We start from the raw sequence: 18,044 nt of genomic DNA, 5'->3' as shown, positions 1-18,044 counted from the left end.
TCATGAGATGCATACTTCGTCCATAGACCGAAGCGGATATTCGTTATACGATACGTTGCCGGCGGCAATCTGCGAACGGCAGCGGCCCAAGTTGGCGGAAATATGGAAACTTTAGGCGGTCCCGCCCATACGATGTGGTGTACCTACATGAAGGAGGAATGGCATGCTCCGCTTAATGTGCAAAGGGAAAATTCACCGGGCGACCGTCACGGAGGCCCGATTGGATTACGTCGGAAGTATTACGCTGGATGCGCTGCTGATGAAGGAGGCGCATATCAAGCCTTACGAAATGGTGCAAATCACCAGTCTCCGCAATGCGACGCGCTGGAAAACGTATGCGATCCCCGCTCCCGAAGGCTCGGGCAAAGTGTGTCTGAACGGCCCGCCTGCCCATCTGTTCCAGCCCGGAGATCTTGTCATCGTGCTCAGCCTCGGCTTATGCACGGAACAAGAAATCGACGAGCTCAAGCCGTCGGTCGTGTTCGTCGACGCGGACAATCGCATTACTGGAGTCGAGCATCACGATCTGGTCGTCTCCGAGCAGGACGCGAAGCTCGACGAAAAACGGTAGGCCGCTCTTGCGAGCGGCCTACCGGTCGTTATACTTCGTTATGAAGGTCTATCGGATGCAATATTCGAAGCCGGCCGTGTCCGGAAGGGACATGCGGCATCGAAAGCAGGAGCATTGCGCTAACGCCGGCCGAACGGCTTGGCCTGCCGGTCGGCAGACGCGGTCCGGCACATGCGGCGTGAAGCCGTCAGCAGCTTTCAATCAAGCGCGCCAGCAGCGCCGTCCGCGCGGGGATTTCATCGACGCGCACGTATTCGAGCGGCGAATGCGCGTGATCGCCGCGGGCGCCGAGACCGTCCAGCGTCGGGGTGCCGACGGCGGCCGAGAAGTTGCCGTCGCTGACGCCGCCGGTGGCCGTCTCCTCCAGCGCGATCGCCAGCTCCGTGCGCGCCACCTCGCGGGCCAGCGCGTAGAGCCCGGCGATCGCGCCCGTGCGCTCCATCGGCGGCCGCATCATCCCGCCGGTCAGCTCGATGGCCGCTCCCGGGAGAACCGGCTGCAGCGATGCGAGCTCCGCCTCGATGCGCTCCGCTTCCTCCAGCGTCGCGACGCGCACGTCGATTTCCGCTTCCGCATGCTCGGCGACGACGTTGCTGCCGATGCCGCCGTGCACGATGCCGACGTTAACGGTCGTTCCCTTCGCGTAATCGGTCATCGCATGCAGCCGCTGAATGTGGCAAGCCATCTCCAGAATGGCCGATACGCCCTTCTGTGGATTAACGCCGGCATGGGCGGATACGCCCTTCACCGTAAGCTTGTATCGCCCGCTCCCTTTGCGCGATGTCTTGAGCGCGCCGTTCGGCTCCATCGGCGGCTCCAGCACGAAGGCAGCCGCCGATTGCCGCGCCGCTTCCTCGATAAAGCCGCGGGACGTCGGGCTGCCGATCTCTTCGTCGCTGTTGATCAGCAGTACCACCCGTTTCCCTGAGGGAAACCGGCCGGTGTCCTGCAGCGCCTTCAGCGCGAACATCGCCTGCAGCAGGCCCGCCTTCATATCGTAGACGCCAGGTCCGTAGGCGTTGCCGCCCTCAATGCGAAACGGCCGTTTGGCCGCCTCACCGAGCGGCCAGACCGTATCGTAGTGGCCGATGAGCAGCACCTGCTCCGGCCCATCGCCCACTTCGCACAGCAGCCGGTCGCCGGCCACCGGGTGCGGAACGCGGGTGACGCGTCCCCCGGTCAAGCGCGTGAACTGCTGCGCATACCAGCCGGCGATCAGATCGCCGGCTTCCTTGCTTTTGGACGGTGAGTCCATATTGACGCTTTCCTCGAGCAGCCGAAGCAGCTCGGGGAGATCGGATTGGATGTGTTCGGTTAAGTTGTGTGACATGATTGCAATGCATCTCCGTTAGTGGGACTGCGAATTGGAGCCGAACAGACGGTCCAAACCATACACGCGTTCCAAAATAATAATGAAAACCAAGCTAAGCAAAATGACGACGGACGAAATCGAAGCGACGAGCGGATCGAGCGATTCCTGCATATGGCTGAAAATCGCCAGCGGCAGCGTCGTCGTCGACGGGGAAATGAGGAACAGCGATACCGTTACGTTGTCAAACGACGTCAGGAAGGCGAAGATCATCCCCGACATGATCGCCGGCTTCAGCAGCGGCATCGTAATATCCCAGAACACGTTGATCGGCTTCGCGCCCATAATATAGGCCGCCCGCTCCAGCGTGTAATCGAAGGAACTGAGCCCCGTCAGGACCAAACGGACAACATACGGGATGGAAATCAGAATATGCGCCAGCAGCAGACCGAGGAACGTGCCGGCGATGCCGATGCGTGTGAAGAACAACAGCACCGCGATCCCGATAATAAGCGCGGGCACCGTCAGCGGCGACAGCAGCAGACCGTTAATGACGCCTCTGCCGCGGAATTTGTATTTGTGCAGTGCGAGCCCGGCCAGCGTGCCGACGAGCGTCGAGATGACGGCCGTCAAGGCAGCCAGCTCGAGACTGAAAACGAACGACTCCGTAAACTCGGGACGGTCGAAAATTTTCGCATACCACATGCCGGAGAAGCCGACCGGCGGGAACGACAAATATTTGACCGACGTGAACGAGGTCGGGATGATGACAAGCAGCGGCGAAATGACGAACAGAACGACAATAAACGTAATGGTGCCGAGCAGCCAATTTTTTTTCTTCATGAGGAGAACACCTCTTTGTACCGCTTCGTTTCCACAAGCTTCGTAAACAAGGTCACCAAGGCGACGGTCGAAGCGAGCAGGAGGAAGGACAGCGCAGCGCCTACCTGCCAATTGAGCTGGGTCATAATCTTCTCGTACGCGATGACTGGCAGCACTTTCACCGAGGTGCCGCCCATCAAGGCCGGCGTGACGAACGAGCTCATGGACAAGCTGAACACGAGCGTCGACCCGGCGAGCATCCCTGGCAGCGTCAGCGGCACGACGACGGTGAAGAACGTCCGCACTTTGCCGGCGCCGAGAATGCCTGCCGCTTTGTAGAGCGAGCCGTCGATCTGGTACAGGCTGGTGGCGATCGCCAGGATCATATAGACGATCAATGAATCGGTCAAGCCGATAACCACGCCGAGCTCGTTGTACATGAGCCGGATCGGCTTGTCGATCATGCCAATCTTCAGCAAGGCGTTGTTGACCAGCCCTTTCTCCCCGAGGATGATCACCCATCCGAAGTTGCGGATGACAACGCTGACGAGATGCGGAGCGATGATGAGGAACGTGATGAATCCCCGCATCTTGTTCGACGCCTGTGCCATATACATCGCAACCGGGTAACCGAGAAGGAAGCAAGCGGCGACCGTGTACAAGCTGAGCTTGATCGTACGCCACAGTATTTGCACGTAGTACGGGTCTTTCACGAACAGCATATAATTGTCGAACGTGAACTGCTCGTGCTTATCCTGGAAGCTGAGCAGCAAGATGTACAGCATCGGCAGCAGAAACACGCCTAACAATACGATAAGCGCGGGAGCGAGCAGCAGCGGGGCAGCTTGCTTGAAACGGCTACGACCCTGCCTCATTCGTCTTGCCCCTCTCTAGGGAATACGAATACATCTTCCGCCTTCCATTCCAGGTACACCGTCTGGCCCGCTTGTAAAGGCTCGAGCTGTGCCGCGCTCTGGATGCGCACCGTGACGGTATAGCGCCCTACCTCAACCTCGCATTCCGTATGCGCGCCGAGGAACGAGGTCAGCTTGACCGTCCCCTTCGCGCGGTTCACGTCCTGCGTCCCGCGGTCTTCGGTATGGAGCGTAATTTTCTCCGGCCGGACATAGACGGAGACGTTCGTTCTAGGCGCGATCTGCTTGTCGCGAATGTCACCGAACAGGTTGAAGCCCGCATCCGTTCGGAGCAGCATGCGGCCGTCGTACAACTGCTCGACGACACCCGTCATCCGGTTCGACTTGCCGATAAATGTATGCACGAATTCGGAAGCCGGCCGGTTATAAATGTCCCATGGCGTCCCAATTTGCTCCACCTTGCCGTGGTCGAGCACGACGATCCGGTTGGACAAATAGAGCGCTTCCTCCTGATCATGCGTCACGAAGATCGTCGTGACGCCGATCTCCTGCTGCAGCCGCTTCATCTCGTCCCGCAGCTCCTCACGCAGCTTCGCGTCCAGGTTGCTGAGCGGCTCGTCAAGCAGCAGCAGCGTCGGCTCGGTCACGAGCGCCCGCGCAATCGCGATCCGCTGCCGCTGCCCGCCGGACAGCTGCCTCGGGTACCGGTCCGAGATGTGCGGGAGCTTGACGAGCTCCAGCACTTTATTGACCCGCGCCGCGGTTTCCGCCTTCGGCACCTTCCGTAGCTTCAGCCCGTATGCGACGTTCTCGAAGATCGTCATGTGCGGGAACAGCGAATACGTCTGGAACACCATGCCCAGGTCCCGTTTGTTGGACGGAACGCCGTTCATCCGCTTCCCCTTGATGATCAGCTCGCCTTCATCGGGATCCAGAAAGCCTGCAATCATATTGAGCGTCGTCGTCTTGCCGCACCCGGAAGGACCAAGGAAGGAGACGCACTCGCCTTGCTCGATTTGCAAATTAAAATGATCCACGACCACGTTCGAGCCAAACTTTTTCTGGATGTTTTTCAGTTCAACGTCAATGTTTTTGCTCACGGGGCATCACCTTATTTTCCGACTTTCGGTGCAACTTCTTTATTGAAACGGTCAAGCCACTCCGGCGTCTTTTGCCCGACAACCTCCAGATCGAAATTGACGACTTTGCTGCGGTCGAAGCTCAGCTTCTTGGCAAGATCGTCCGGAAGTTTCACGTTTACCGCCGGGTTGTAATACAATTTGCTGCCGTACAACGTTTGTACTTCGTCGGTCAACAAGAAGTCGATGAACAGCTTCGCCGCGTTCGGGCTTTTTGCGCCTTTGACGATCGTCGCCACGTTCGGAACGAGGTTCGCGCCTTCCTTCGGAATGACGAACTCGAGATTCAGGCCCGCATCCTTCTGCACTAGGCTTCTTGCCATCGTCCAAGTCGTGTAAGCCGCCGTCTTGTTCTGCATGTCTTGCTGCAACTGCGCGGATGTTTTGGCGAAGGTCGGCATATAGCCTGCGATCGTTTTCAGCTTCTCGAAGCCGGGATCCATATTTTTCTCGGAACCGCCGTTCGCATAAGCGAGCATAATCAAGGCGGAGCGTCCGAAGTTGCTCGAAATTTCAGCGATGCTCAGGTTGCCCTTCATTTCAGGCTTCGCCAGATCGTTCCACGACTGGGGAACCGGCAAGCCTTTTGCCTTCACGATCTCCGCATTATAGGAAATGCCCATCGGCGTAAAGTTGACGGCAACGCCGCTGTTGTCTTTCACTTTCAGCTCGGAGCCTACTTTTTTCATATTCGGGATGTCTTTGTCTGAAAGCGTATCCCATAATCCTTCTACGCGGCCGCCTTCCTGCTCGCCGCCCTCGATCACCGTCACGTCGATTTGCGGAGAAGCCTTTTGCGCTTTCACTTTGGCTACGATTTCAGTGGATACGCCGGATACGTAAGTCAGCTTGACATCGGGATATTTCTGGTTGAACTTTTTGAAAATTTCGTCCTTCATCAGCTGCTCCACCGTGGCCCCGTTGCCCGCGATGACAAGCTGCTTCTCCGGTGCAGTGTTCGCCGGTGCCGTGCCTCCGGCAGCGCCTGCGTTATCGGCCGGTTTCGAAGCGGAACCACAGCCTGCAAGCAAAGAGCTGCACAGTGCAGCGACGGAAAGAAGAGTACCCCATTTTTTCATATAAATCCTCCTTAACGTTGTTAGAACGTTCACTATACGTGAACATTGTTTACTATATGTGAATATGATAAAATATTAGCACGGGATCGCACAACAGTGCAATAAGTTTTTTCGGCCCATGTCACATTATCTAACACAATGAATTTCATTCTAGGAAAAAAACGGTATCTGTGGTAAACTACCTTCTAAAAAACGTCATTCGGCCACATGATTTCCCAACAAGTAAGGAGCTACAATCGGTATGGACAATCATTTATCCTCCGTCAAAAACAGCTGCAGGCTGATGAAGCTGTTTCTCGATTCCGAGAAAGAGCTGGGTGTCAGCGAACTGAGCCGACAGCTTCAGCTCTCGAAGGGAGCCGTCCACAAGCTGCTGATGACGCTCGAAAGCGAAGGATTTATCAAGCAAAATCCGTCCAATAAACAGTATTCCCTCGGATATACGCTATTAGAGCTCGGAAACAAGGTTTTGACGAACCACAACCTGGCGGAGTTCGCCAAACCGTTCCTGCACAAGCTTTCGGATGCCACGCAGGAGTTCGTCTGCCTATGTGCCCGGGACCAGTACGAGGCGATCTACGTCGACAAAATTGAATCCAAATATCCGATCCGGTTCAACGTCGACGCTTACCGCCGCTTTCCGCTCTACGCGACTTCGGCCGCAAGGTCGATTCTGGCGTTTCGGGACGAGCGTTTTATCGATCATGTGCTATCCGAGGACATCCGCACATTCACGCCGTATTCCATGAAGAAGCCGGAGGAAATCAAGGAGCGGCTGGCCCGCATCCGCGAGAATGGCTACGAGGTCAGCTCCAACATGCGAAACGTCGGCGTCACGGGCATTGCGGCGCCGATCTACGATGCGGACGGCTCGGTCAACGCCGCGATCAGCATGATCGGCCCGACCGACCGGGTGCAGCCCTTGCTTGATACGTTCATCCAACATGTCGTCTCGACGACACTGGACATCTCGCATCAGATGGGATACCGGGGAAAATGACAACAATAAAAGCAAGGCTTCTTTCCCGAGCGGGAGAGAAGCCTTGCTTTCTATTGGTCTGATATCCTCTGTCGTTCTACACGGCCTTCGTCGCTGCGACATTATAAGTGAACACCGCCCTGCGTACCGCCTCTTCAAACCGTTCAGTATCCGGCATGCGCCGGTCCTTGGCGATACGGATCACCCGCTCGATGTCGTAGGCGATGCGGCGAATTTGCACGGCGATATCCCGCCCCTCTACGTCGATGATCGCGTAGCTGGCGCGGTTGTCGCCATCAAATGGCAAACCGACGCTGCCGCTGTTGACGATCAGGCGGCCGCCCGCGTTCCGCATGAAGGCGTGGTGAATATGCCCGTACAGCACAAGCTGCGTCGACGCATCCTTGCCAAGCGCATCGAGTTCGTCGTTCGCCGCCCACGGCCATATGATTGTTGCAAGCGATGCCGGCGAAGCATGGTACAGCTCGGCCTGGATGCCTTCGGCGCGCAGCATATGTTCCGACGGCCAATGACCGATCCAGCGCTGCTCTCCGCCGGACAGCAGCTGCTGGTTATACTGCAGCTGCCGCCGGTTCATTTCCTCCTTGGCGTTCCTTGGCACCCATGCCGACGCATCCGGATAAAGGGCAAAATAATGGTCGTGATTGCCCTTGACCGCAACAAGCGGATTGAGCGACCGGAGCAAGTCGGCGCACTCCGCGGGCTGCGGACCGCGCATTGCCAAATCCCCCAAAAAAACAACCGCATCCGGGCTTTGCCGGCGCAAGTCTTGAACAACCGCTTCGAACGCTACGGCATTCCCGTGCGTATCCGAGAGTATGGCTAGACGCATGTCGAAACATCCTTTACGTTAGGTTGATCGATATCGATCATTATTCCTCCATTATAGCGAATACCCATCATAGGAACAAGGGTTCCCACTTGCGTTATCGCTACTCCGGTTGAGCCGCCGTTCGTCTCCGCGCTTCTTCGTATAATGCGCCGTGCTCCTTCACCCATGGCACCTGGTAAGCCTGCTCCGGCTCGAACAGGTTTCGCCCCGCCGCTTCGTCGGTGCCAGCGAACGCGTCCAGTCTGGCGACCGCCGCAGCGTAGAACACCATATAGCTGTCGGGATACGGATACGGGTACCGTTCCGGCTTCTCGCCAAGCAGCCGGATTTGCTTATAGCCGAGCAGCTCCGGCGCTCCGATGACCGCGCCAGTTTCTTCGTACAATTCCCTGATGACCGCTTCTTCCGGCGATTCTCCCGGTTCGATATGCCCTCCGGGAATATCCCAGCCTCTCTTGTGCAGCTGCGTGAGCAGCAACCGGCCCTGCCGAAATGCGAGCACAAATGCGCTGGTGATTCGCTCGCGTTCGGGAAGCGTGTCCGACAGCACGAGGCGCGTTTCATTCGGCAGCGGGATGCCTGGGACATTGGCCGCAACGCTCAGTACATGCATCATAATAGAGCCTCTCCTCTCCGATTGACTTGTGTAGGCTTCGCGTTACATTCGTTAACGCGGCAAAGGCGCCGGACGATATTTCCAACGTGCGCGAACCTCTGGCGCGCGTCTCGGCACGGCGCGGCGATCAGCCGAATCCCACGACACCGCATCGCCTCCGGCTCACTTACAGACGCTTCACGAACCCTTTGCGTTCCGTGCCGCGAAACCCTTGCCGCTCGAAAAACCGGTGCGCTTCCGTCCGGTACGCGCTGCTGAGCAGCAGTATCTCCGTACAGTCCCGCTCCCGGCAGCATTGCTCCACGTGCGCGAACAGCCGGTTCCCGACGCCTTTCCCCCGGATGTCCGGGTCGACCACGACATTTTCGATCAGCGCAAACGGTCTCTTTCCGTACATCGGATCGAGACATAGATGCAGCAGGACCGTTCCGGCCACACGCCCCTCGTCCTCGTATACAAAACAATAGTGGTACGGCTCGCGGCGGATCTCCTCCAGCCGCTGCCCGAGCACATGGATACGCTTATCGTCCGGCAGCAGCAGCCGGTATAACCGTTCGATGGCCGCTGCGTCTTTCGCTTCCGCTTCTCTAATCATCATCATTCCTCCATGCGCTGTGCTAGGCTTGTTGGCTTCCCGCTTATTATACATCATTACGCTCCTCCAGGCAGACGCGCCGCCGGCAGCTCCGGTTCCGCGCGAAGCATGCGTTGTACCCGCCCGCTTGGCAGCTTGGCGGACGTTTCTTCACGAAGTTGGACAAATAACTTTTATTTTGGGTCAAAAATAGCATTGCCGTATAAAGATTGCCTTGCGTCCCTTGTGATAATCTGTAACCGTACTTTCTAGGTGAGGTGGTGTTCAAAGCATGAAACCGATCCAACGGCGGCTTCTCGCCTGCTGCATAGTGGCGGCCGTTGCCGCAGTTACGGCGGCAGCCTTGATCCATGACCGCAGGTCGACGTCCGTCGGCGCACCCGAAGCGGTGCCGGAACGGCTGCCCGCGTTCCCTGGAGCCGAGGGCGCGGGCATGTATACGACAGGCGGCCGGGGCGGCGCGGTGTACGAGGTAACCACGCTGCGCGACGGCGGCCCCGGATCGCTTCGCGACGGGGTCAGCAAAGGCAACCGGACGGTCGTCTTCCGCGTATCCGGGACGATCGAGCTGGTGGCGCCGCTCAGTATCAAAGGGTCCAACTTGACGATTGCCGGCCAAACCGCCCCCGGCGACGGCATCACAGTGGCCAAGTACGAAACGAACATTGACGCGGACAATGTCATCATCCGGTATATGCGTTTCCGCTTGGGCGAAGCCGCCAAACGGGAGGCCGATGCCTTCGGCGGACGAAGCCGGCGCGACATCGTCATCGATCATTGCTCGACGAGCTGGGCGGTCGATGAGGTGCTGTCCGCATATGCCATCCGCAATATGACGGTGCAGTGGTCGCTGCTCGGTGAGAGCCTGACGATGTCGGTACACCAGAAAGGCGCGCACGGATACGGCGGCATCTGGGGCGGACAAAACGCCACGTTCCACCATAACCTGATCGTGCATAATTCCAGCCGCAACCCGCGGTTTCCCGGGGAGCTTCCGGTCAAAGACAATGTCATCGACTTCCGCAACAACGTCATTTACAACTGGGGCTTCAAAGCATCGTACGGCGGGGAAAATGCGCGCGTCAATGTGGTGGGGAACTATTACAAATGGGGACCGAATACGCGGGAGCGGGCCAAATCGTTCATACTCGACCCGGCGGGTCCGGGCGGGGAGTGGTACGTGGCCGGCAATGACATCGACGGCTTCCCCGAGGTAACCAAGGACAATTGGAAAGCGGTATCCGGCGCGGACGATTCCATGATCAAGCGGACACAGCCGATCCCGTTCGAGCAGGAAGTGAAGGCGGAGACAGCCCAGCAAGCCTATGAGGCCGTACTGCAGCAGGCGGGCGCGATTACGCCGAGGCGCGACGCGGTGGATGCCAGACTCGTCGCCGATGTACGGAACAGAACCGGACGGCAGATCAACACGCCGGCCGAAGTCGGCGGCTTTCGGATCAACGGGCCGGCGGAAGCGCCGACCGATGCCGATCATGACGGCATGCCGGACAGCTGGGAGAAGACGCAACGGCTCGATCCGGGCAACCCGGATGACCGGAACCGGATCGGCCAAGGCGGCTATACGATGCTGGAGCATTACTTGAATTCGATTGCCGGTCATGTGGCGAACCCGTCCGTCGCACTTACTTCGCCGAAGGCGAACGCAATCTACGAAGGGAATGCAGACATTGCCATCGAAGCCGACGTAAAGCCGGTATCCGGCGCGAACATTCGCAAAGTGGAATTTTACGGCAATGACGTGCTGCTCGGCGAATCCGCCGCAGCGCCGTATCGCTTTACCTGGAGAGCGGTACCGGACGGCACGTACTTCCTCTCCGCTTATGCCGTCGATGACAAAGGCATGGCAGCGCAATCGGATGCAGTGCCCGTTCATGTGAATGCAGCGACGGCGCTTGAAGGATGGCTGACCGCGGATATCGGACAGCCCGGCATCCGCGGATTCGCGGCGCTGCAGGATGGACAGTTCACGCTGAAGTCGGCCGGTACGATCGGAGGCAAATCCGATGCGTTCCGGTTCGTGTACCGCTCCCTCGACGGGGACGGCGACATCATCGCCAAGGTGGAGGGCATCACCGCCGTAGCCGAAGGAACGGGGGCCGGCGTCATGATACGCGCCGGTCTGGAACCTGAGGCGGCCGCGGCGATAATGCGCGTCTCTTACGTCAAATTGGGGACGGGCGGCGCGTTCGAAGCGCGCACCGCCACAGGAGCCGACTTGAAATCGACGGCCGACAAGGACGGCACGTTCCCTTACTGGGTGAAGCTAAGCCGGCGGGGAAGCACAGTGACAGGCTACATGTCGCCTGACGGGCTGGAATGGAAGCCATACGGCACGGCCGACTTAGAGCTTGGCGCTACCGTGTACGCCGGTTTGGCGGCGGATGCCGTGAAGACAGCCAATCGAATCGACAACTATACGACTGCGAAGCTATCCGGCGTTTCCATCGTCAGTCATTGATCCTGCTAACAAAATGAAACAGAGTAACCGGTCATGTGAAACGCTGCACGGCGGGTGGACGCTCGCACTGCGGAAAGTCCATCGCCCTGCACGCTGCTGTAGAACCGCTAGTGACGCAGCCGTACCGCCGAATTTCCAATTTCCAACGCGCGCGAGTCCCGGCTTGGGGGCACGGCACTTGCCCCAAGCCGGGCGGACGCTTCAACCTTCGGGTCCGGCGGCATCCGCCCAGCTGATGACCGCCTCCAGCGTCTTCTTGAGCAGCTCCGCCCGATCCAGGGTCGGCACTGCCTTCACCGCTGCGAACGCCTCGCTGATCTGCGCGATAAATTCCTCCTGCAGCCGCCGTATTTGATCCGTGGTCAGCGCGTACAAATATTCCGGCACATGCTCGTAAGACAAATACCATTCCCGTTGTTCAAGGAACGTGTGCGGGCCGCTTTGATACCACGCCTTGACACAAGCCTTCAAGTCGGCCGCAATCGCGATGTCGCCGCCCGCCATCGCGTACAGCCGGCCGGAAGCGATCAGCAGCCGGTACCTCGACATTCCGCTATCCGGCTGCGTTGCCGGAAGCTTATAAAAGCGCAGCGCTTGCTCCAGCATCGTCACGTAGACGTCGGAACCGGCCGAATCGGGGCGAAACTGGCGACGTATCGCCGCATGCGCGAGCTGCTTGAGCCGTTCGAGCGCTTCAGCCAGCACTTGCTTGCTCACCGGACCGGCGAAGAACAAATGCTGCTTGCCCGCGCGAATATCCGCGCGATCGATCGCTTCATGCAGCTCGTCCTCGAACAGCTCCTTGCCGTAGGCCGTCCAGCGGTCCATGCGGTCGATCAGCTCCTTGCTCAATCCGAACTCCCGGCGGATCACACCGCGGATGTCGATCCCGCCGCCTCCGGCGACGACGTCGAGCAGATCCAGCAATAGCTTCTCCAGATGCTTCGCCTTTTTGACCGCATGGATCGCTTCTTGCGGGACCGTATAGACCGCCGCTGTTTCTTTTTGCTTTAACTCCGCAATCAGCTGTTCGAGCTCCAAACGCAACGATTCATACATGGCCATCCCTCCCTCCTGCATTATGATTCCATTTTGCGGCGCATTTCAGTCCGTTCCGCGATACTTCCCTGAGAGCGCGTCTTCTAAGACGGCGCCATAGGATCCGCGACAATCCGCTTGCCCGAATGGAACCAAATGTGCGAAATTCCTTTTTTTAAATATTCCTTGACAGGAATATTCCGACTGAGGTATACTTCAGACATAATCATGATCAGACGATGCGGCCGGCAACGAAAGCAGATCCGCGATACCGTCGCTTATATAAGCTACGGCGATGAACGCGAGGCAGCCTGTTCAAACATCCTGCTTGCCGTAAGAACGTGAACCTATTAACCGATTGGAGGAACGAAGTGATGCCGGCAGAGAATGCGACAGGAAGCATCGTAACGAAGGTACAAGATCGGGAACTTATCATTCAGCGGGTGTTTCAAGCGCCGCGCGAGACGGTGTATGACGCGTGGACCAATCCCGCGCATTTGCCCCATTGGTGGGGACCGAAAGGATTCACGCTAACCGTCCTTGAAATCGACGTAAGACCGGACGGCGTCTGGCGCTATGTGATGCACGGTCCGGATGGCACCGACTACGACAACAAGATTACATACCGCGAGGTGGAGCGGCCCGAACGGCTTGTCTATTCTCACGGCGACAACGAAGATGACGAGCAATTTCGGGTGACGGTGACGTTCGCGGAGCAGGGCTTCGCGACCGGTCTGTCGATGCGAATGCAATTCAAGTCCGCGGCGGAGCTGGAGAAAGTCGTTAAGGAATACGGAGCGATCGAGGGTGCCAAGCAGACGCTGGATCGTCTGGAGGCGCAGCTCGCGTGCATGTGAGGAATCGGGAACGTTCAAACTATAACGAAGGATGGATGCGTTATGAGGAAAATTAACATTTTATACTGGGCTTTCACCGCGCCCTTCGCGGCGTTCATGTTTCTTGGAGCGATTCCGAATCTGATGTCATCTTCGGACTCTGTAGCAATTTTCGCTCATTTGGGGTATCCGGCCTACCTGCTTCCTTTTCTCGGGATCGCCAAAATACTGGGCTCCATTGCGATCGTCACTCCCGGATTTCCGCGATTGAAGGAATGGGCTTACGCCGGTCTCGTCTTCGATTTGAGCGGCGCCATGTATTCCGTCATTGCTGTCGGCGATCCGGCCAGCAGTTGGATATTCTTCGTGCTGTTCTACGTGTTTGCCGCAGGTTCGTACATTCTCTATCATAGAAGACGCAGCGCACGTTCCAGTCAGGATTTTGTAACGAGCAGCCTCATCCGGCCATCGCAAAACACATTGTAAATTAGGAGGAATGGTTCATGTCCGAAAACAAATCGGCACATTTGGAGGCGGCCGAGCTGGTCATTACTCGCACGTTCAATGCACCTCGCGATCTCGTATTTGAATTGTGGACGAAAGAGGAGCATTTGAAGCATTGGTGGGGGCCAGTCGGCTTCACATTCACTTCCGCCAAGCTCGATCTTCGCCCCGGCGGCCTGTTCCATTACAGCATGGTTTCTCCGGAAGGGCATGTCCTTTGGGGCAAATTCACATTCTATGAAATCGTCGTGCCGGAAAAGCTCGTATTCGCCAACAGCTTCTCCAATACCGAAGGCGACACGGTAAGACCTCCCTTCAGCGAGTCCTTTCCGCTCGAAGTGATGAACACGTTCACGTTCGAGGAGCAGGACGGCATAACGATCTTGACGCTGCGAGGACGTCCTTACAACGCGACGGAGGAAGAAATCCGCTTCTTCGGTTCGATGCACGAATCCATGCACCAAGGATTCGGCGGAACGTTCGACAAGCTCGACGCCTATCTGGCTGCCCTCGGTTAACGAGCAGCCGTTCGACGAAGTCCCCTTGCCGGGCAGCCCGCGGCAGATCATCGGTAGCCGCCTCGTTACCGATCATCCAGCTGCGGCGACCATGCAAGGGGGCTTCGCCATCCCTTTACCAGCGCTCGGCGCGGAACTGGTTCGCCGCGTATTCCCCGATGCGCCTTCGTGTAGCCGGCGACGTGCCGTCAGGCAAACGGTCCATCGCAAAAAAACGGAGCTCGGCAATTTCCTTGTCGGGCTTGGCCCGGGGGATTCCGGTGAATTCGTTAATCTCGAACAATGCGATATGGTCGATCTTCCCTTCGTTCCGGCTCGTATACAGCTGAAGCAGCCGCGGATGGGCCGCAGCCAAGCCGCATTCCTCCGCCACCTCGCGCACAACCGCTTCCTGGAAGCTCTCTCCCCGCTTGACCCCGCCGCCCGGCAAATACCAACCCTCCACATACGTCTGGCGTACCAGCAGCACGCTGCCGTTCTGCACGACGACCGCTCGGCAGCCCATCGTAACCGGACGCCGTATTTTCCAGTACATGCGCGCCAGCCGATACAACCACTTGTGCAGCGTCATTGGAGCACCTCCTCGCCCTTCCTTCATTCTATGCGAAGGCAGCCGTCGTTTCACTTCAACGTTCATGCCGGCTCCCCCATTCGTCTCAAGTTCTTCTTGTTTAACGATAGGTTCGCGGCGTTTGCATCGGCAAGGTAATTTTTGGGTATAGTTGTTTTCGCTAGAGTGCTACGAGATCAGCTTCGTCTGCTTCGCCTTCTTGGCTACGCGTTCCGTGTAACCGCTGAGCGGCTTTTTGAGCGCAAGCGCCACGATGTAGCAGACCGCTATAAACCCGAGCAGAAATAAGATTTGCTTAGCAACGACGCCCGGCAGCATGCCGCCCACGGCCTCGCGCATCAACCCGACCGCATACGTAAACGGCACGAGGGGATTCAGCTTTTGAAAGAACGGCGCCGCCGTGCTGACCGGGAACGTACCGCCGGAGCTTGAGAACTGCAGCACCAGAAATATAATCGCCAGCCCTTTGCCGATATTGCCGAACACAGATACGAGCGTGTACGTAATCGTCACGAATACCGCGCTGATCAAACAGGCAAACAGCACGAAGCCGAATTTGCTCGCGACATACGTACCGAGAATAAAGAAATCGCCGAGCGAAACGATTACAGCCTGACATAAGCCGATCGTCAGGAAGATGCACATTCTTCCGAAATACACCTCATGACTTTTATATATGCGCTCCACGTCCTCCACATCCACCCTCATTAACGATACGAGGAGCATTGCGCCCACCCACAAAGAAAGCGTCGTATAGAAGGGCGACATCGCCGAGCCGTAATTCGGGATCGGGAACTTCTTGATTTCCTTGATCAGCACCGGATTGGCCAAAAAATCGCTTTCCCGCCCGGTATCGCTGCGCAGCCAATCGAGCAGCGCGTCGATATTGTTCTCGCCCTCGAGCCGCCGGATTTGATCGGCTGCCTTGTGGACGGCCGCTTCAAAGGCGGGTAAATCGTCGCGCACGAAATCGGCGGTTTGATGGATGACGCCCTCCACATCCGCGAAATGCGTCCGGTACAGCTCGGACACGCGGCGCAGCTCCGCTTCCGCAGCCGGCAAATCGTTGCGCACGAAATCGGCGGCCCGGTGCAGCTTTTGTTCTACTCCCGGTAAATCGTCACGGACGAAGGCCGCCGCCGCGTTCACAGCTTGCGTCACTTCACTCATTCGCTGTTGGAGCGAAACGGATGTGTCGTGGATGCGCGAGCGAATTTGCGGCATGTCTCCCTGCAGCGCGTCCAAGCCCGCTTGGACAAACCGGATTCCCTGCTGCGCATCCTGCAGGATCGCTTGGAAGTCCGGCAGTTTCGTTTTGGCCGTCTGCAATACATCCGTGGCATTCTGCGCGACGGACTGGAGCCGGTTCAGTGCTGTCTTCATATTCGGCACGATTTCCGTATCGTAGCGAGATAAGATGTCGCCGAGAATCGCGCTCGCTTCCCGGGACAGCGTGTTCAGCCGGTCGACGACCGTCTTGGCCGGCTGCTCTCCCCGCTCGATCGCCGAAGCGATCGAGCGCATCGTTTGCGCCAGCTCCTTCATGTTCACGTTCACTGCGCCGAGCCGTTCCTCGGCATGGCTCAGCGAAGCGCCTGGCACATAGTCATCCAGCCTCGCGAACAAATCGGCTATCGCTCCGGCGATACGGGCCGCGCCTTCCGCCCGGTCCGCAGCGAACGCGAGCGCCGCGAGCACCGGCTTCGGATCGATGTTCGCGCTTTGCAGCAGCGCAGTCACTTGCTGAACCGCATCCGCCGTCTGCTGCAGCAGGATCAAGTTTTGCCGGATGACCGGAATCATCGCCTCGAATGCGGCGTTATTGTTTTGCAGGAAACGGCTGAGCTGATCGGCAAATGCACCACCGTCCGCAGCAATAGCCTCGAGCTTCGGGATGGCGGCTAGCGCCGTTTCCACGATTTCATTCGCCTTGCCGGTATCCTGGATGACCTTTTTCAGCGCCGCCTCGACTTGATCGAAATGCTGATCGAGCTCGGTCACCCGGCTCGCCACGCGCTGAAGGTCGGGCAGCTTCTCTTGAAGCAGCAGCACATCCTGCGCCGCTTCATTGATGCGGGGCCACCGCTCCTCGACGTTCAGCAGCGCTTGGCCTGCTCGATCGATCTCGGGGATGCGCTGCTCCAGCGCGACGATTTTATCGGCTTTCTCGCGAATTTGCGGCAGCTTCTGCTCAAGGTCTAGCGCTTGTTCCCCGACTGCTTCGATATCGGGCAGCCGCTTCTCCAGCTCCAGAATCCGGCTTTCGATACGGCGAATCGTCGGCAGCTGCTGCTCGAATTCCATCCCGAGCTCCTTCATGCGGGTCAGCACCGTCTCGCTTACGGTGCGAATCAAATTTTCGCTGATTTGCGCGGTCACGTTCGTTGCGCCTTTTTCCGTAATTTTCGGGGCGACCGCATTAAGCTTTTCGTTCACGGTGTATACGATTTCCGGCTTCTGCGTATTGCCGCTCACGCTAGCGGCTATCTTCTGAGAGAAGTCGGCCGGAAAGAGCAGGCTGGCGTAGTACCGGCCGCGTTCGACGCCTTGCAGCGCTTCGTTTTCATCCACAAACGTCCAGCCGAGCTGATGGTTGGTTTTCAAGCTTTCCACGACTTCGGTGCCGATATTGAACGATTGCGTTTGAAACGTCGCCCCTTCGTCCAGACTGGTCACGGCAATCTTAATGCCCGACGTGTTGCTGTACGGGTCCCACATCGCGAACAGATTGATCCAGGCGTATACCGATGGCAGCACGGCGAGCGCAGCCATGAGCAGAAGTCCGGTAGGCACGCGGGCAATATTGCGCAGGTCCGTTCTATATATGCTGTATATTTGTTTCATTGCGCACGCTCCTGCATCCGGCGGTTGCCGGTTCATAAGGTCATTGCTTCTTAATTTATCCATGCCATTGGCGTCCCATTCCGCAGGGCGTGACGCGCGAGCAGCCGCTTTGCACGGAGATCTTGCGCGGACGGACAGCCAGTTGATCGCTAACCGCGGAAACAAAGAAGCCCGTCGCCGTACGCATCAAGCGTCCGGTGACAGGCTCAAGACGGAGCGACTCCGCCATTTTCTTTCCCGTTGGACTTGCAGCTCTCAGCTCTCGCTTCATGCGACAAGCCCTTCGCCGACAGCCTCAGCCGCGGTCGTCCCCGCACGCCGGGCGTCCGGCTTTCCGACACGCACGAAGCCAATGCGCGCGTTGCGGCGCTGCATGGCAGTCGATCGAACCCCTCGCGGCGGCCCATCCGATTCTC

Annotated in this window: 18 protein-coding genes; 6 read left to right on the top strand and 12 right to left on the bottom strand. The window is 58.0% G+C overall.

The window, feature by feature from the left end:
• The first annotated feature begins 163 nt into the window (after window positions 1–163).
• Window positions 164–571: an aspartate 1-decarboxylase gene (panD, locus tag KXG62_RS14360; RefSeq protein WP_218092674.1), complete on the top strand. Its 408-nt coding sequence runs from the start codon at window positions 164–166 to the stop codon at window positions 569–571.
• Between the two features lie 187 nt (window positions 572–758).
• Here the strand turns inward: panD and KXG62_RS14355 are convergent, their stop codons facing one another.
• The 5 genes from KXG62_RS14355 to KXG62_RS14335 are packed head-to-tail and all read right to left on the bottom strand — an operon-like array spanning window position 759 to window position 5,795.
• A complete protein-coding gene (locus KXG62_RS14355; RefSeq protein WP_218092673.1) occupies window positions 759–1,901 on the bottom strand; it encodes a M20 family metallopeptidase in 1,143 nt (380 codons plus the stop codon).
• A gap of 18 nt (window positions 1,902–1,919) precedes the next feature.
• On the bottom strand, window positions 1,920–2,723 hold the full coding sequence (locus KXG62_RS14350; RefSeq protein ID WP_218092672.1) for an ABC transporter permease: 804 nt from the start codon (window positions 2,721–2,723) through the stop codon (window positions 1,920–1,922).
• On the bottom strand, window positions 2,720–3,577 hold the full coding sequence (locus tag KXG62_RS14345; protein WP_218092671.1) for an ABC transporter permease: 858 nt from the start codon (window positions 3,575–3,577) through the stop codon (window positions 2,720–2,722). The genes KXG62_RS14350 and KXG62_RS14345 overlap by 4 nt, the downstream gene beginning before the upstream one ends.
• The gene (locus tag KXG62_RS14340; protein ID WP_218092670.1) at window positions 3,574–4,677 is read right to left on the bottom strand and encodes an ABC transporter ATP-binding protein; all 1,104 of its coding nucleotides are present in this window, start codon (window positions 4,675–4,677) and stop codon (window positions 3,574–3,576) included. The genes KXG62_RS14345 and KXG62_RS14340 overlap by 4 nt, the downstream gene beginning before the upstream one ends.
• Before the next feature lie 11 nt (window positions 4,678–4,688).
• On the bottom strand, window positions 4,689–5,795 hold the full coding sequence (locus KXG62_RS14335) for an ABC transporter substrate-binding protein (protein ID WP_218092669.1): 1,107 nt from the start codon (window positions 5,793–5,795) through the stop codon (window positions 4,689–4,691).
• A 241-nt stretch (window positions 5,796–6,036) separates the two neighbouring features.
• Between KXG62_RS14335 and KXG62_RS14330 the strand changes: the two genes are divergently transcribed.
• Window positions 6,037–6,795, top strand: coding sequence for an IclR family transcriptional regulator (locus KXG62_RS14330; RefSeq protein ID WP_218092668.1), 759 nt, complete (start codon window positions 6,037–6,039; stop codon window positions 6,793–6,795).
• 76 nt (window positions 6,796–6,871) lie between these two features.
• On the opposite strand, the gene KXG62_RS14325 is transcribed toward KXG62_RS14330, so the two are convergent.
• The 3 genes from KXG62_RS14325 to KXG62_RS14315 all read right to left on the bottom strand — a co-directional run bounded on the left by KXG62_RS14325 (window position 6,872) and on the right by KXG62_RS14315 (window position 8,895).
• A complete protein-coding gene (locus KXG62_RS14325) occupies window positions 6,872–7,627 on the bottom strand; it encodes a metallophosphoesterase family protein (protein WP_218092667.1) in 756 nt (251 codons plus the stop codon).
• 100 nt (window positions 7,628–7,727) lie between these two features.
• On the bottom strand, window positions 7,728–8,243 hold the full coding sequence (locus tag KXG62_RS14320) for an NUDIX domain-containing protein (protein ID WP_246627448.1): 516 nt from the start codon (window positions 8,241–8,243) through the stop codon (window positions 7,728–7,730).
• Window positions 8,244–8,409: 166 nt separating this feature from the next.
• Window positions 8,410–8,895: a GNAT family N-acetyltransferase gene (locus tag KXG62_RS14315; RefSeq protein WP_246627447.1), complete on the bottom strand. Its 486-nt coding sequence runs from the start codon at window positions 8,893–8,895 to the stop codon at window positions 8,410–8,412.
• Between the two features lie 214 nt (window positions 8,896–9,109).
• On the opposite strand from KXG62_RS14315, the gene KXG62_RS14310 reads away from it, so the two are divergent.
• Window positions 9,110–11,317: an Ig-like domain-containing protein gene (locus tag KXG62_RS14310; protein WP_218092666.1), complete on the top strand. Its 2,208-nt coding sequence runs from the start codon at window positions 9,110–9,112 to the stop codon at window positions 11,315–11,317.
• A gap of 201 nt (window positions 11,318–11,518) precedes the next feature.
• Here the strand turns inward: KXG62_RS14310 and KXG62_RS14305 are convergent, their stop codons facing one another.
• The gene (locus KXG62_RS14305; protein WP_218092665.1) at window positions 11,519–12,376 is read right to left on the bottom strand and encodes a hypothetical protein; all 858 of its coding nucleotides are present in this window, start codon (window positions 12,374–12,376) and stop codon (window positions 11,519–11,521) included.
• Window positions 12,377–12,729: 353 nt separating this feature from the next.
• Between KXG62_RS14305 and KXG62_RS14300 the strand changes: the two genes are divergently transcribed.
• From KXG62_RS14300 to KXG62_RS14290, 3 genes are read left to right on the top strand one after another with little or no spacing between them, the layout of a single operon-like run.
• Window positions 12,730–13,212 (top strand): SRPBCC family protein, encoded by a 483-nt coding sequence (locus KXG62_RS14300; RefSeq protein ID WP_218092664.1) that lies wholly within the window; start codon window positions 12,730–12,732, stop codon window positions 13,210–13,212.
• A gap of 42 nt (window positions 13,213–13,254) precedes the next feature.
• Window positions 13,255–13,677, top strand: coding sequence for a DoxX family protein (locus KXG62_RS14295; RefSeq protein WP_218092663.1), 423 nt, complete (start codon window positions 13,255–13,257; stop codon window positions 13,675–13,677).
• A gap of 17 nt (window positions 13,678–13,694) precedes the next feature.
• The gene (locus KXG62_RS14290; protein ID WP_218092662.1) at window positions 13,695–14,213 is read left to right on the top strand and encodes an SRPBCC family protein; all 519 of its coding nucleotides are present in this window, start codon (window positions 13,695–13,697) and stop codon (window positions 14,211–14,213) included.
• Between the two features lie 115 nt (window positions 14,214–14,328).
• On the opposite strand, the gene KXG62_RS14285 is transcribed toward KXG62_RS14290, so the two are convergent.
• The 3 genes from KXG62_RS14285 to KXG62_RS14275 form a co-directional block, all read right to left on the bottom strand.
• Window positions 14,329–14,784, bottom strand: coding sequence for an NUDIX domain-containing protein (locus KXG62_RS14285; protein ID WP_218092661.1), 456 nt, complete (start codon window positions 14,782–14,784; stop codon window positions 14,329–14,331).
• A gap of 168 nt (window positions 14,785–14,952) precedes the next feature.
• Complete coding sequence (locus KXG62_RS14280) at window positions 14,953–17,628, bottom strand: YhgE/Pip domain-containing protein (RefSeq protein ID WP_218092660.1); 2,676 nt, start codon at window positions 17,626–17,628, stop codon at window positions 14,953–14,955.
• Window positions 17,629–17,683: 55 nt separating this feature from the next.
• Window positions 17,684–17,899, bottom strand: a complete 216-nt coding sequence (locus KXG62_RS14275) for a hypothetical protein (RefSeq protein ID WP_218092659.1) — start codon at window positions 17,897–17,899, stop codon at window positions 17,684–17,686.
• Window positions 17,900–18,044 lie beyond the last annotated feature (145 nt).

This window comes from Paenibacillus solanacearum, from assembly GCF_910593845.1.
In the GTDB taxonomy this organism is placed as follows: domain Bacteria; phylum Bacillota; class Bacilli; order Paenibacillales; family NBRC-103111; genus Paenibacillus_G; species Paenibacillus_G solanacearum.
This window is presented reverse-complemented; position numbering and strand designations above follow the sequence as displayed.

Coding starts and splice junctions, on each gene's coding strand:
- KXG62_RS14330 (WP_218092668.1), top strand. CDS start 6,037: ATGGACAATCATTTATCCTCCGTCAAAAACAGCTGCAGGCTGATGAAG.
- KXG62_RS14275 (WP_218092659.1), bottom strand. CDS start 17,899: ATGAAGCGAGAGCTGAGAGCTGCAAGTCCAACGGGAAAGAAAATGGCG.
- KXG62_RS14280 (WP_218092660.1), bottom strand. CDS start 17,628: ATGAAACAAATATACAGCATATATAGAACGGACCTGCGCAATATTGCC.
- KXG62_RS14345 (WP_218092671.1), bottom strand. CDS start 3,577: ATGAGGCAGGGTCGTAGCCGTTTCAAGCAAGCTGCCCCGCTGCTGCTC.
- KXG62_RS14315 (WP_246627447.1), bottom strand. CDS start 8,895: ATGATGTATAATAAGCGGGAAGCCAACAAGCCTAGCACAGCGCATGGA.
- panD (WP_218092674.1), top strand. CDS start 164: ATGCTCCGCTTAATGTGCAAAGGGAAAATTCACCGGGCGACCGTCACG.
- KXG62_RS14295 (WP_218092663.1), top strand. CDS start 13,255: ATGAGGAAAATTAACATTTTATACTGGGCTTTCACCGCGCCCTTCGCG.
- KXG62_RS14290 (WP_218092662.1), top strand. CDS start 13,695: ATGTCCGAAAACAAATCGGCACATTTGGAGGCGGCCGAGCTGGTCATT.
- KXG62_RS14325 (WP_218092667.1), bottom strand. CDS start 7,627: ATGCGTCTAGCCATACTCTCGGATACGCACGGGAATGCCGTAGCGTTC.
- KXG62_RS14335 (WP_218092669.1), bottom strand. CDS start 5,795: ATGAAAAAATGGGGTACTCTTCTTTCCGTCGCTGCACTGTGCAGCTCT.
- KXG62_RS14285 (WP_218092661.1), bottom strand. CDS start 14,784: ATGACGCTGCACAAGTGGTTGTATCGGCTGGCGCGCATGTACTGGAAA.
- KXG62_RS14300 (WP_218092664.1), top strand. CDS start 12,730: ATGCCGGCAGAGAATGCGACAGGAAGCATCGTAACGAAGGTACAAGAT.
- KXG62_RS14355 (WP_218092673.1), bottom strand. CDS start 1,901: ATGTCACACAACTTAACCGAACACATCCAATCCGATCTCCCCGAGCTG.
- KXG62_RS14305 (WP_218092665.1), bottom strand. CDS start 12,376: ATGTATGAATCGTTGCGTTTGGAGCTCGAACAGCTGATTGCGGAGTTA.
- KXG62_RS14350 (WP_218092672.1), bottom strand. CDS start 2,723: ATGAAGAAAAAAAATTGGCTGCTCGGCACCATTACGTTTATTGTCGTT.
- KXG62_RS14320 (WP_246627448.1), bottom strand. CDS start 8,243: ATGATGCATGTACTGAGCGTTGCGGCCAATGTCCCAGGCATCCCGCTG.
- KXG62_RS14310 (WP_218092666.1), top strand. CDS start 9,110: ATGAAACCGATCCAACGGCGGCTTCTCGCCTGCTGCATAGTGGCGGCC.